At 48.0% G+C, this 13,042-nt stretch carries 12 protein-coding genes; 1 reads left to right on the forward strand and 11 read right to left on the reverse strand.

Annotated features, from left to right (window positions below; translation table 11 throughout):
* Positions 1-28 precede the first annotated feature (28 nt).
* The 3 genes from BUC05_RS05135 to BUC05_RS05145 form a co-directional block, all read right to left on the reverse strand.
* The gene (locus tag BUC05_RS05135) at positions 29-880 is read right to left on the reverse strand and encodes a DegV family protein (protein ID WP_306345003.1); all 852 of its coding nucleotides are present in this window, start codon (positions 878-880) and stop codon (positions 29-31) included.
* A gap of 82 nt (positions 881-962) precedes the next feature.
* Positions 963-2,600 (reverse strand): DAK2 domain-containing protein, encoded by a 1,638-nt coding sequence (locus BUC05_RS05140; protein ID WP_051881102.1) that lies wholly within the window; start codon positions 2,598-2,600, stop codon positions 963-965.
* A gap of 58 nt (positions 2,601-2,658) precedes the next feature.
* Positions 2,659-3,021: an Asp23/Gls24 family envelope stress response protein gene (locus BUC05_RS05145; RefSeq protein WP_011247153.1), complete on the reverse strand. Its 363-nt coding sequence runs from the start codon at positions 3,019-3,021 to the stop codon at positions 2,659-2,661.
* Positions 3,022-3,214: 193 nt separating this feature from the next.
* Here BUC05_RS05145 and rpmB point away from each other — a divergent pair, with 193 nt between their 5' ends.
* Entirely contained in the window at positions 3,215-3,403 is a 189-nt protein-coding gene (rpmB, locus tag BUC05_RS05150; RefSeq protein ID WP_011247154.1) for a 50S ribosomal protein L28, read from the forward strand.
* Between the two features lie 43 nt (positions 3,404-3,446).
* On the opposite strand, the gene spoVM is transcribed toward rpmB, so the two are convergent.
* The 8 genes from spoVM to priA form a co-directional block, all read right to left on the reverse strand.
* Positions 3,447-3,527 carry a stage V sporulation protein SpoVM gene (gene spoVM / locus BUC05_RS05155; protein ID WP_011247155.1) on the reverse strand — a complete coding sequence of 27 codons (81 nt, stop codon included), beginning with the start codon at positions 3,525-3,527 and terminating at the stop codon, positions 3,447-3,449.
* A 251-nt stretch (positions 3,528-3,778) separates the two neighbouring features.
* Positions 3,779-4,426: a ribulose-phosphate 3-epimerase gene (rpe, locus tag BUC05_RS05160; RefSeq protein ID WP_035201517.1), complete on the reverse strand. Its 648-nt coding sequence runs from the start codon at positions 4,424-4,426 to the stop codon at positions 3,779-3,781.
* 1 nt (position 4,427) lies between these two features.
* Positions 4,428-5,309 (reverse strand): ribosome small subunit-dependent GTPase A, encoded by an 882-nt coding sequence (rsgA, locus tag BUC05_RS05165; protein WP_011247157.1) that lies wholly within the window; start codon positions 5,307-5,309, stop codon positions 4,428-4,430.
* Between the two features lie 135 nt (positions 5,310-5,444).
* The gene (pknB, locus tag BUC05_RS05170; RefSeq protein ID WP_035201519.1) at positions 5,445-7,565 is read right to left on the reverse strand and encodes a Stk1 family PASTA domain-containing Ser/Thr kinase; all 2,121 of its coding nucleotides are present in this window, start codon (positions 7,563-7,565) and stop codon (positions 5,445-5,447) included.
* Between the two features lies 1 nt (position 7,566).
* Positions 7,567-8,316, reverse strand: a complete 750-nt coding sequence (locus BUC05_RS05175; RefSeq protein WP_035201720.1) for a Stp1/IreP family PP2C-type Ser/Thr phosphatase — start codon at positions 8,314-8,316, stop codon at positions 7,567-7,569.
* Between the two features lie 44 nt (positions 8,317-8,360).
* Positions 8,361-9,704, reverse strand: coding sequence for a 16S rRNA (cytosine(967)-C(5))-methyltransferase RsmB (gene rsmB / locus BUC05_RS05180; protein ID WP_063608400.1), 1,344 nt, complete (start codon positions 9,702-9,704; stop codon positions 8,361-8,363).
* Positions 9,697-10,638 (reverse strand): methionyl-tRNA formyltransferase, encoded by a 942-nt coding sequence (gene fmt, locus BUC05_RS05185; protein WP_073304330.1) that lies wholly within the window; start codon positions 10,636-10,638, stop codon positions 9,697-9,699. The genes rsmB and fmt overlap by 8 nt, the downstream gene beginning before the upstream one ends.
* 13 nt (positions 10,639-10,651) lie before the next feature.
* Complete coding sequence (gene priA, locus BUC05_RS05190; RefSeq protein ID WP_063608318.1) at positions 10,652-13,042, reverse strand: primosomal protein N'; 2,391 nt, start codon at positions 13,040-13,042, stop codon at positions 10,652-10,654.

Below are 13,042 nucleotides of genomic sequence, written 5' to 3' on the forward strand. Positions count from 1 at the left end.
CTTATGGGGAATGGGCAGCCTTCGATTTTTACTTTTGCTCCGCTTCTGTCATTGACAGCGAAACCGTCCCAGGGCCAACATGAGCGCCAATGACTGCGCCAATTTCTGTAACTGTCAGCGACTGTACTTGAAAACGAGCTTTCACTTCATTGGCCAGCTCATTTGCAAGCGTCTCATTGACAGCATGGGAAATGCCGACATGGACGTTCTTGTTTCCATATGCTTCTTCTAGTAAAGCAAGCATCTTGGCGATTGCTTTTTTCTGCCCTCTTACTTTTTCTTTGGCATACACTTCGCCGTCCTCTGACAAGGAAAGAAGTGGTTTCATTTTTAACAACGTGCCAATAAGAGCAGACGCCTTGCCGATCCGGCCATTCTTTTCCAAGAATTCGAGTGTGTCCACCAAGAAATAGACAGTCGTTAGCTCAAGCATCTCTTCAAAGCGCTTTTGGCATTCTGCCAGTGTAGCCCCTTTTGCCGCCAGTTTTGCCACTTCAACGACAATAATCCCGATCGCATACGAAGCGCGCTTGGAATCATATACATGAACATCCAGTTCTCCCTTGAGGGACTCTTTCGCAATTAGAGCCGCTTGCAAAGTACCGCTCATTTTTGCAGAAAGATGAATCGACATAATTTCCTTTGCGCCATCGTTTGCCAGGCTACGGTATAATTCTTCAAATTGGTTTGGCGATGGCTGCGACGTTTTCGGCATTTCACTCGCTTGCTGCAATTTTTCATAGAATGCAGGCGGTGTCAACGTGACCCCATCCTCGAATTGCTCATTGCCAAAATGAACGTTGAGCGGAATAACGGTAATTCCATGTGCTTCTGCTACTTCCTTAGGAATGTCTGCCGTGCTGTCTGTGACAATTTTCACCTTTTCCAAACGATCCCCTCCCCGTTATCGTCTATGCTCTTTATGCGCTTCCATCCGTGGTCTCGTCCTGTATGCAGATGGATCATTCGACTGAAAAAATGTACGAGTACAACGGCTGTCCGCCCTCAACAATATCGACTTCCATGTCGGCATGGCGCTCATTGACGTAAGCTTCAATTTGACTTGTATCGTCTGCGGTAGCGTCTTCGCCCGTTATAATGGTCAACACTTCTGCTTCCTCATCAATCATTTCATCAAGGAGCTTTTTCGCCACGTCTTGTTTACGAGGGCCACAAGCAATGATTTTTTTGTCGGCTATCCCCATAAAATCGCCCTTGTTTATCGTCTGATTATCCATTTGCGTATCCCTGACTGCATACGTTAGCTCACCTGTTTTTACTTCCTTCATCGCTTCGGCCATTGCGGCGGCGTTCTTTTGCAAACTGTTTGATGGATTAAATGCGAGCAACGCTGCTAAACCTTGGGGAACCGTCTTCGTCGCCACAACTTCAACGTCCGCTTCGCTTACCTCTGCAGCCTGTTTGGCAGCCATGACAATATTGCCGTTGTTTGGCAAGATAATCACTTGTTTGGCATTGGCTTTTTGAATAGCTTGGACAATATCTTCTGTGCTTGGGTTCATTGTCTGCCCGCCAGCAATGACTTGGTCAGCGCCAAGGCCCTTAAACAATTTCTCGATTCCTGAACCCATCGCGACCGTCACAATCGCAAACTCTGCTTTCGGCCGTGCCGATGCTGGGGCATGCCCACCGTGGCTATCATTTGTAAGGCGTGCGTGCTGCTCGCGCATATTTTCAATTTTCACTTGCATGAGCGGCCCATACGCTTGCGCCTCTGTCAACACTTCGCCTGGATATTCCGCATGGATGTGCACTTTTAATAAATCGTCATCTGATACAACAAGAAGGGAATCGCCGTACTCGCTTAATTTTTCCCGAAAAGCTTCTTCATGAAATGGCTGCTTTTCCAGTTTTTCACGGTCAAAACGCACCATCAACTCCGTGCAATAGCCGAATTCAATATCGCCCGTTTCCATATGAGACTGGGCATTTTGCGCATGGAAGTGCTCTGCATTAATCAAATCGCCTATATTTGGCTCTGCCAACAAGCTCGGTCTCCGCTCACCTGTAAGCGCTTGTAGAAAGCCAGCATAAATATAGACAAGCCCTTGCCCGCCTGAATCAACAACACCGACTTCTTTTAAGACAGGAAGCAAGTCCGGCGTGCTTGCAAGAGAGCGCTCCGCGGCTTTGATGATTGTCGTTAAAAATGGCGTAAAGTCTGTTTCTTTTTTCGCAGCCTGCTCTGCTGCTTTGGCAGTGTCTTTTGCTACAGTCAAAATCGTCCCTTCGACTGGCTTCATTACTGCTTTGTAAGCAGTGGCAACACCCGCTTGCAATGCTTTTGCAAATTGTTCAGTCGTCAATTCGCTATGTCGTTCCACCGCTTTGGAAAAACCTCTGAACAATTGCGATAAAATGACGCCTGAGTTCCCTCGTGCGCCCATTAAAAGCCCTTTTGCAAAAGCGCTAGCAACTTTAGCCACGTCCTCTTGCTGCGACTTCTGGATTTCTTTGACGCCAGAAGTGATCGTCAAATTCATGTTTGTTCCCGTATCCCCGTCTGGAACCGGGAACACATTAAGCGAATCAACCACATCCGCTTTATTCGCTAGCTCGCTTGCCCCCTCTATAAACATATGGGCAAGCGTCTCGCCATTCAATTTCTTGCTCACTTTGTCTTCCCCCTTCTCGATCCTAAGGATTCGCGACGCGAACCCCTTGCACAAAAATGTTCACCGATTCCACTTCAAGCCCAAGCATTTTCTCTAAATCGTATTTCACTTTTGTTTGGACCATATGGGCGACTTCCGAAATTTTTGTGCCATAACTTACGATAATGTACATATCAATGTGAAGTTCTTCCCCTTCTTCACGGGTAATCACACCTCGACGGAAGTTTTCTTTTCCTAACAGCTCCGCTAACCCGTCTTTAAAGTGTTTTTGTGAGGCCATGCCGACAATGCCGTAGCAATCAATCGCTGCGCCTCCGGCAATCGTTGCAACCACATCTTGTGACACATCGACTGTACCAAGCTCCGTTTTCATTTCAATTGTCATTGCTCTGCCTCCTTCAAATAGTAACCATACGTATCGCCATTTTACTATATCGCCTTCTATTTTAAAAGCTTTTGATTTGCGTCAAGCCTTTTTACTTGTCTTTTTTTATTGCGTTATGGAAAGGCCTATGCTAAGATGTTTGAGTAACGTTGACTACGTGTTTTTGTTGAGAATGTTAAGGAGGTGGCACTACATGGCTCGTGAATGCTATATAACTGGTCGTAAAGCGCGTTCTGGGAATAAGCGCTCTCATGCAATGAATAAATCAAAGCGTCGCTTTGGTGCAAACGTACAGAAAGTTCGTATCTTGGTAGACGGAAAGCCGAAGCGTGTATATGTTTCGGCGCGCGCCCTTAAATCAGGAAAAGTAGAACGCGTCTAAATACGCAAAAAAAACACCGCAATTGCCGCGGTGTTTTTTTATCTTATTCTTTTTTAAATGAGCCAAGCATTGCTCGAACAAATCCCCCTAAAAACTTCGGCAGCTTGATCGTATAAAATTTCATTGCTCCTCCTCCTCAAGCACTGGCAATCAGGCACGCCTGAACAATAAATTTTGCGAGCACACGCCAAACCGAGATTTGCCCGTCATTTGAATGAGTCAGCAGCCCGATTTGCCGCTCTCCTTTCATGAGGTCAAACGCCTTCTTGACGTGTCCACCCGTAGCTATTATTAGACTATGCAGCAAGAGGAAAAATCAGACCTGTTTTCCTAGTCCTCTCAAGGCTTTTAACATAAGGGGGTAATTCGCTCCATTCACTGCCCACGGATTTGCGCAATCGCTTTTGCTAAATCGGCTTCTTTAAACACTGCCGACCCAGCAACAAGAATCGTCGCCCCTGCTTGGACACATTGTTGTGCTGTCGTCGGGTTGATGCCGCCGTCTACTTGAATGTCCACTGGCAGCTGGCGTTCATCAATCATAGCGCGGAGCTTTTTAATATTAGCAAGTGCCCCTGGGATAAACGATTGTCCGCCAAAACCGGGATTGACCGTCATTTGCAGCACATAATCGACGTCTGCAAGCACAGGCTCAGCAGCATAAGCGGGGGTGCCAGGATTAAGAACAATCCCGGCTTTCATGCCTGCTTCTTTTATAGCGGCAACCGTCCGGTGCAAATGAGCGCTAGCTTCAACATGAACACTGAGGCAATCGGCGCCGGCTTGCTGAAAAAACGCAATTTGTTTTTCAGGCTGCTCGACCATTAAATGGACGTCTAATGGAAGATCGGTATAAGGGCGGATCGCTTCCACCATTTGGTGTCCAAATGTGATTGGCGGCACAAATTGCCCGTCCATCACATCGACATGAATCCAGTCGGCGCCTGCATTGTCACAAGCTTGGACCGTCTCTCCCATTCTTGAAAAATCACCCGCTAAAATCGAAGGCGCTACTCTGATCATGTTAATATCTCCTTTTTTGATCTTGAATTTCATGTAAAAACTGCAAATAGTGTTTATAGCGGAAAGAATCAACCTCCCCCGTTTCTACTGCATCCTTAATGGCACATTTAGGCTCCTTGTCATGAAGGCAGCCTCTAAATTTACAGTCATCCATTAAACTTAAAAACTCTGGAAAACAAAAGCGGAGGTCTTCCGCCTCCATGTCTGTAAACTCCAGCGAGCTAAACCCAGGCGTATCAGCGACAAGGCCTTCACCTATTGGCAAAAGTTCAGTATGCCTTGTTGTATGACGTCCCCGTCCAAGGTGCCTTGATATTTCATTCGTTTCAATTTTCGCCTCTGGGGCAAGCGCATTCAATAGCGAAGACTTCCCGACTCCAGACTGGCCAGCAATCACCGACACTTGATTCGCCAACAACGGGAGCAATTCGCTAGGATCATCGGCCTGTTTCGTTGATGTATATAGGACGGGATAACCGATTTGCTCATACATCGCCACTTGCCGGGTTAGGGCATCCCGTTCACTCGCCTCAAGCAAATCGGTTTTGCTAATGATTAATACAGGCTTGATGTCATGTTGTTCGATATGTACCAAAAAGCGATCCAACAAGAGCGTATGAAAATCAGGCTCCTTTGCCGAAAAGACAAGAATCGCTTGGTCAACATTGGCGATAGGTGGCCGGTTTAGCTGATTTTTCCGTTCTTTAATCGCCATCACATAACCGTCCGTTTCATTCTCCGCCTCAAATTCGACATAGTCGCCAACAAGCGGCGTCTGCTTGCGCTTCCGAAAAACACCTCTGCCTCGGCATTGGATAAGCGCCCCTTCGCTTTGTACATAGTAAAAGCCAGAGAGCGCTTTGACAATCAGTCCTTCTGGCATACCATCCCTCTCTTTTCTGCTTGATTTTCACGACCACTCGTTCTCTTTAAAGTCTGACTGCTCGTTTATTGAAAGAAGGGCGCGTTTCCACGCCCTCCGACTGTAAATAAACGCTCACATACGTCGCCGTTGCGCCTATTCCTCTTCCTCGGTGTACGTATAGATTTGCGACTGCCGGTTAAATTCATCATTTATATATACATCGTAAGAGCCTGTATAGCTAGGACTTACACGCAAATCGATTTCAAAATCAGTCGTCTCGGTAATCGTCTCTTCCACAAGCACTCGTTCATCACCTTGTGAATCGGCATCTTTGCCAACGATGCGAATGTCAAAACTTTGCCCATCTGCTTGCTGTTCTTCTGATACGACAATCGTTTGCGTGACGCGATAAACCATCGTCGGGTCTCCCTCATTGTCTTCGCCTTGAGTTGGCGTTTCTTCTACAGGGTCTTCGGCTTCATCTGTAGGCTGCTCGGGAACTTCCGCTGGAGGTGAGCCAGGCTGTTCTTGAAGCGGCTCTGGCCCTCTTGATAGCACCACGCTCACATTGTCCCCTCTCTCTAGCGTTGACAATGGTTCTGGAGACTGGCTAATAACCCGCCCTTCCGCGATTTCGTCGTCGTATTCCCTCGAAAAAGAGCCGCGCAACCCTTCGCTATTAAAATAAGCGCGTACATCATCTTCTGTTTGGTTCGTCAAGTCATCCAACTGAATCGATTCAGGCACGCTGTATGTGAGCACGACCGTCGTCTCGGCAGGAACGGCCATTGTGTCCGGCGACGGGCTTTGGGACAATACTGTGTTTTCCGGCTCGCTGTTGTCTTCCCGTGGCTGTGTCTCTACAGAAAATCCTTTCTGCTCAAGAAGCCTCGTTGCCGACGAAAGGGTTAGCCCTTGGTAATCATCAATTTTGACTTCATCTTTCGAGGCGCTTATAAACAGTTTAACTGGCTGGCCTTCTTTAATGACGCGGCCCGCTTGTGGATTTTGTCTGGCGACGCGCCCTTCATCGTAGTTTTCATCGGCGATTTCTTCCGTTTCTACCCGTAGATTACGGGCTTCAATTTCCTCAACCGCTTCTGCTTCGGTCATATTGACAACGTCAGGCACTTCTTGCTCAGGAACGAAGAAAAGCGCGTTCCAAAACGTAAAAGCGAGGACCGTCGCCCCGATGAGCACTGCTAGTGCAACCGCGCTCAACCATAGCCATTTTTTCCGCTTTTTCTTTTTCACTCCGTTGCCATCATCAGAAGTGGTGTTCGCTTCCGGTTCAGGCACGTTGTCACCCTCTGCCTCTTCTTGATGATTACTAGGTTTGCTTGGCACGGCAATGGTATCTTCTAATTGTTTATCGGCATAAACGCCAATAATCGGCAATTCCTTTGTCGTTTCGTCACTAACCGTGTCTTCGACAAAAGCGACATCTTCCTCAGCATCCGCTGATAGTGCAGCATCGCAAGCCCAGACCATTTCCTCTGCAGATTCATAGCGTTGCAGCGGGTCTTTTTGAGTCGCTTTCCTAATAACATTTTCAACACTTATAGGGACGCTTGGCACCAATTCACGTACAGAGGGTATGTCGTTTTGTAAATGCTTGATTGCGATCGAAACAGCCGTATCGCCAGAAAACGGAATCTGCCCGGTCACCATTTCATATAAGACAATGCCCAGTGAATATATGTCAGATCGATAAGTGACATGGCCGCCACGTGCTTGCTCCGGCGATAAGTAATGGACAGAGCCCATAACAGAATTGGTATGGGTAATCGTTGCCGACGTCATCGCCCTCGCAATTCCGAAATCGGTTACCTTCGCTTCGCCATTTTCGCTAATTAAGATGTTTTGCGGCTTAATGTCCCGATGGACGATTTGCATGGCGTGGGCATGGCCGACACCGTATAAAATTTGCTTAAAGTAATCAAGGGCAACAGCAATGTCTAAAGGCCCTTCTTCTTGAATCACTTGCTTTAGGGTGCGTCCTCGCACATATTCCATCACAATGTAGTAGACGTTGTCTTCCTCGCCAACATCGTAAATGTTTACGATATTCGGGTTGGCTAGACTTGTCGCTGCCTGGGCTTCACGTCTAAAACGGTTAATAAATTGTTCGTCTTCCGAGAATTGTGGCTGGAGCACTTTTACTGCCACGTGCCGATCAAGAATCACATCCAGCGCTAAATAAACATTGGCCATTCCGCCGCCGCCAATGCTGTCCAAAACGACGTAACGCCCGCCAATTCGTTCGCCTATCATATTATTCACCTATCTCCTTGCTAAAACGGACAAGAGCGATCGATATATTATCCTCTCCGCCACGTTCATTTGCTCGAGCAATCAGAGACTTGGCGATGACAGACAGCTCCTCTTTGCGCTCGACCTCGACTTGCAACTCTTTAATGGCAAGCTTGTTGGACAGACCATCCGAACAGATCATTAGCGTATCGATAAACTCAGAAGGAATCGTAAAAGAATCGACTTTCACTTGCGCTTCTGTACCGAGTGCCCGTAGCACGATGTTTTTCCGGGGATGGTGGTCAGCTTCTTCTGCAGAAATTTGGCCACTGCGGACCAACTCTGCAACAAGAGAATGGTCATCGGTTTGCTGGACCAACTGCTTTCCATTATAAATATAGGCGCGACTATCACCGACATGGGCAATCGTCGTGTATTCTTCTGTACAGACAGCAGCAATAGCAGTTGTGCCCATCCCTTCGCAATCAGGATTCTCTTTGGCATGGGCCAAAATCGAGGCATTGGCGTGTTCAAACGCCTCCTTTAAAAATTGTTCTGCAGATGACGCTGACAGAGGCTCTTTTACCTTGCGCCACTCGGCCTCCATTACTTCTGTCGCCAGGCGGCTAGCAACATCGCCGGCAGAATGGCCGCCCATGCCGTCAGCGACGATTGCAAGCGTACCTGCTGCCGATACAAAAATGCCGCCATTGTCTTCATTATGGGACCGCACTTTGCCTACATCTGTTAAAAATGCTGTGCTTTCAATCAAAAACGTCACCTCATTTAGCAGTCTCTTCTTTGCGCCCAGGCTCATTAAGACTTCCGTGTTAAAGCAACCATAAAGAACCCGTCTGTGCCAAAATCATGGGGCAAAATCGTTAAGCCAAGCGGACTAAAACGCCCGTTTGCTTGAATGTGATCAGGCAGCCTTCTATAAAATCGTTCATTCGTTTCGAACTGTGGATGAGTGTCTAAAAAGCGTTCTATCGCATGTTCGTTCTCTTCCTTTTCAATGGTACACGTGCTATAGACAAGCGTGCCGCCCTGTTTGACAAACTGGCTTGCATGGGCGAGAATCGCTGCTTGGACATTGGCAATGTGTTTAACGTCCTTTTCTGTCTTCGACCAACGAATGTCAGGCTTGCGTCGAATAACGCCAAATCCCGTACAAGGCGCATCGACAAGGACGCGGTCATAGTGTTTTTTTGTTTGAAGCGTCCTCGCATCTTCTGCACGTGTTTCAATGTTCTCAAGACCGAGCCTCGCTGCTTGCTCGGCAATGAGCTTCACTTTATGAGGGTGGAGGTCTAGAGCTAAAATATGACCCGTCCCGCTCATTTGTTCGGCAATATGGGTGGTTTTCCCTCCAGGCGCCGCACAAGCATCAAGGACATCCATTCCCTCTTCTGGACCAAGAAGCTTAGCTACAAGCATAGACGCTTCGTCTTGAGCGGTGAAAAGTCCTTCTTTGTAGGCTTTCCCTACAAATGGATTGCCTTTTTTTATTATGACAGCCAAATCAGGTAGCAGCTTGCTCGTTTCTGCCTCAACCCCTTCATGCCCTAAATGCGCCACTAGTTCTGCTGCTGTTGTCTTCATCCTATTGACGCGCAAACACACTTCAGGGGGAATGTTATTGGCATTTGCCATTGCAATCGCATCGTTTTCGCCGTATTGGTTCATCCAGCGAGCCATTAGCCATTGCGGATGGCTCGTATGCACGGCGGCTCGCTCGATTGGATCAGCAATCGCGCCCACGTCCGGCAATCCTTGCCGTTGGATGGAGCGGAGGACACCATTGACAAGGCCGCTAATGCCTTTATGGCCTCGTTTGTTGGCAATCGTAACCGCCTCATGGACAACTGCACGGTCAGGAATGCGGTCCAAATATACCATTTGATAGACAGAAAGGCGCAAGAGTACATCTACCCATAAAGCACGTTTTTTACCCGATTTTATAAAAGGCGCCAAATAGTAATCAAGCGTTCGCTTCCTGGCAATCGTACCGTAAACGAGTTCCGTTAGCAGCCCGCTGTCGCGCTTGTCCAATCCGGCGTTTGTTAAAGTCGAATGAAGCAACAGATGGCTATACGCTTGGTTTTTCTCGACCTTGAGCAGCGCATCAAGCGCCACTTCGCGAACGCTCGGCCTATTCATGCCCTTCACCGAGACGCTTTCCTACTTGGAACGGATGGGCTCCTTGCAGCAGGTGGTTTGCTAGCACCGCTTTTTTTCCTGCTGGCTGGACAACTGTCAATCGCAAAATCGTCCCATTCCCACAAGCAACGTCAATTCCTTGTTTTGTCGCGGCTAGGATTTCACCAGGCTCACGGTCATGCTCCCCTGCTATTTCGTTTGCCTCCCACACTTTCAAACGGTTGCCATTTATAAGCGTGTAGGCAACTGGCCACGGGCGCATGCCGCGCACTTGGTTGAATAGCGCCCTTGCTGGCTTTTGCCAATCGAGTACTTCTTGCTCCCGTTTGATATTAGGAGCAAACGTTGCCTTGTCCTCATCTTGCGCAACTGCCTCAATTGTACCCTGTTCTAAAGCAACAATCGTTTTTTCAAGCAAGTCAGCGCCAATCGCGCTTAGCTTGTCATGCATCGTCTGCACGTCGTCTTCATCTGTTATCGCTACCGCCTGCTGGGAAAGTACAGCTCCGGCATCAAGCTTTTCTGTCATATACATAATCGAAATGCCTGTTTGTTTCTCGCCGTCGATAATCGCTTGATGAATCGGGGCCCCTCCGCGGTATTTTGGCAACAGTGAAGCATGCACATTGATGCACCCGTATGGAGGAGCATCAAGGACAGCTTTTGGGACAATCTGCCCGTAAGCAGCGGTTACGATTAACTCCGGCGCAAACGCAAGAATGTCTTCATACTGCTTACGAATTTTTTCCGGTTGCAATACGGGAATTCCATGTTTTTGCGCTTCTTCTTTTACTGGGCTTGGCGTTAGCAGGCGTTTGCGCCCAACGGGGCGGTCAGGCTGTGTGACGACTGCCAATACCGTATGAGTATCGATCAGCCGTTTTAAAATCGGCACTGAAAATGCCGGCGTTCCCATAAACACAATTTTCAACAGTTCCACTCCTTACTTACATAAAGAAATGCGGATTTACATCTATGCTAATTTGCAGTTTTTTGTTCGTTGCATCGCGCAAATAATGGCGCATGACGGTATCAAGTATTTCTTGAAGCTTTGGTTCATGCCTGTATTTTATCACGCATTGGTAGCGATATCTATCTTTGATCCTGGCAATTGGCGAGACAACTGGTCCGAGGACAACGGTTTCTTCGTTTAAGCTTTCTTTTAAGTAACGGGCAACTTTTTGTGCGGCTGATATCGTGCTCGCTAGCTCTGTATCGGAAATGGTTAAGAGTGCCATATAGTAATAAGGCGGATAACTGCCCTGTTTGCGCAGTTGCATTTCCTTAGCGAAAAACTGTTCATAGTCATGGCTTTTTACGAGCTGGATGCTATAGTGATCAGGTGTATACGACTGGATAATGACCTCGCCTTTAAGCTGGTCACGCCCTGCCCTCCCTGCCACTTGTTCCAACAGTTGGAATGTCCGCTCAGCACTGCGGAAATCAGGAATATGCAGCATCGTGTCCGCTGTTAATACGCCAACAAGGGTAATCCGCGGAAAATCGAGCCCTTTGGCAATCATTTGTGTTCCTAATAAGATGTCAGCATCACCTTTCCCGAATGCTTCCAGAAGTTGTTTATGCGCCCCTTTTTTTCTCGTTGTATCGACGTCCATGCGGATTACTTTTGCTTCAGGCAAAAGGCGCGCTAACTCTTCTTCGACTTTTTGCGTACCAGAGCCAAAAAAACGAATATGATCGCTTCCGCATTCTGCGCACGTCTTTGGCATTGGCTGTTCATCGCCGCAGTAATGGCATTTGAGCGAATTGCCAGCCCGGTGGTATGTATAGGAAATGTCACAATGGCTACAGCTGGCCACATAACCACAATCCCGACACATAACAAACGTCGAGTAGCCGCGCCTGTTTAAAAACAGCACACTTTGTTCGTTGCGTTCAAGGCGTGCTTGCAATGCTTGCAGCAATTGCCCGGAAAACATCGAACGGTTGCCACGTCGCAGTTCTTCACGCATATCGACAACGTCGACCTCTGGGAGGGGGCGGCCTTTAATGCGTTCCCTCAAAGACAAAAGGCGGTAGACGCCCTTTTTTGCACGCGCAAACGATTCAACTGAAGGCGTGGCGCTGCCTAAAAGAACGGGAGCCTCGTGCTTCCGTCCCCGGTAAAGGGCCACATCCTTCGCATGGTAGCGCGGCGTTTCTTCTTGTTTGTAGCTTGTTTCGTGTTCTTCGTCAATGATGATGAGACCAATGTTTGTAAACGGAGCAAACACAGCCGAGCGCGCTCCAACCACAACTTTGACTTCTTTGCGGTGGATTTTCCGCCATTCATCATATTTTTCGCCATTCGATAAACCAGAATGCATAATCGCCACCAAGTCACCGAACCTTGCCTTAAAACGTGTGACCATTTGCGGTGTTAATGAAATTTCCGGTACAAGCATCATCGCTTCTTTGCCTTTTTCCAACACTTTTGCGATGGCTTGCAAGTAAATTTCCGTTTTCCCACTCCCTGTTACGCCATGAAGGAGCATCGCTTCATGGCGGCCGTTTTCAATCGCTGCTTCAATGGGGGCAATCACCGCTGCCTGCGCTGGTGTTAATTCCAGAGGGGCGCTAGGAGGGATTTGCTCATGTTGCAACGGATCACGGTAAACTTCTACGTCCGTCTCTTCCGCAAACCCTTTTTCAATTAACGCTTTTAATGTTGCTCTAGTCGTTTTGCTCTGTTGTAGCGCGTCCTTGGTTAGGAGTGGGCCATTTTCCTGCAAATAGCAAAAAAGTTCCCGCTGCTTTTTGGCACGTTCGGGAATGTCCTCTACTTGTTTCGGCAAAGCTTGTACCAGTTTCGCTGTCTTTTTGGCGCCTTGTTCAGTCACTTTATAAACGAGCGAGACGTCCCCTTCGTCAAGCGCTGTTTTGAGAAGCGACAAATCTTGTTTCATAAGACTACGTGCTTCTTCCCATGGTACGACATCGTGGTCCGCGAACAACGTTTGCAGCGGCAATGGCAACAAATCCAGTGCCGCTTTACGCTCTACTTGTTTGCTGACTTTTGTTTTTAAAGCGGCTGGCAGCATCGCAAAAAACGCTTTGACTTTGTAACAAACAGTTGTTTTTGCCAACCAGTCCCCAAGTTCTAACAATTCTTCGCTAAGCACTGGCAATGGATCAAGCACTTCACTGATTGGCTTTAGTTTCGTTGCTTCGCTCGTTTGTTCAAGAGCGACGACAAAGCCTTGTATGCGCCTAGGCCCAAAAGGGACGATCACACGGGCACCTGGGCGCGCAAACGCTCGCCATTCGTGCGGCACTTCGTAATCAAATAGCCTGTCCGTCTGTGCTGTCGGCACATCAACAATGACACGGGCAATCAC

Source organism: Shouchella rhizosphaerae (assembly GCF_900142675.1).
GTDB lineage: Bacteria > Bacillota > Bacilli > Bacillales > Bacillaceae_D > Shouchella > Shouchella rhizosphaerae.

Coding starts and splice junctions, on each gene's coding strand:
- rsmB (WP_063608400.1), bottom strand. CDS start 9,704: ATGAATAGGCCGAGCGTTCGCGAAGTGGCGCTTGATGCGCTGCTCAAG.
- BUC05_RS05140 (WP_051881102.1), bottom strand. CDS start 2,600: ATGTTTATAGAGGGGGCAAGCGAGCTAGCGAATAAAGCGGATGTGGTT.
- rpmB (WP_011247154.1), top strand. CDS start 3,215: ATGGCTCGTGAATGCTATATAACTGGTCGTAAAGCGCGTTCTGGGAAT.
- rpe (WP_035201517.1), bottom strand. CDS start 4,426: ATGATCAGAGTAGCGCCTTCGATTTTAGCGGGTGATTTTTCAAGAATG.
- rsgA (WP_011247157.1), bottom strand. CDS start 5,309: ATGCCAGAAGGACTGATTGTCAAAGCGCTCTCTGGCTTTTACTATGTA.
- BUC05_RS05145 (WP_011247153.1), bottom strand. CDS start 3,021: ATGACAATTGAAATGAAAACGGAGCTTGGTACAGTCGATGTGTCACAA.
- spoVM (WP_011247155.1), bottom strand. CDS start 3,527: ATGAAATTTTATACGATCAAGCTGCCGAAGTTTTTAGGGGGATTTGTT.
- pknB (WP_035201519.1), bottom strand. CDS start 7,565: ATGATAGGCGAACGAATTGGCGGGCGTTACGTCGTTTTGGACAGCATT.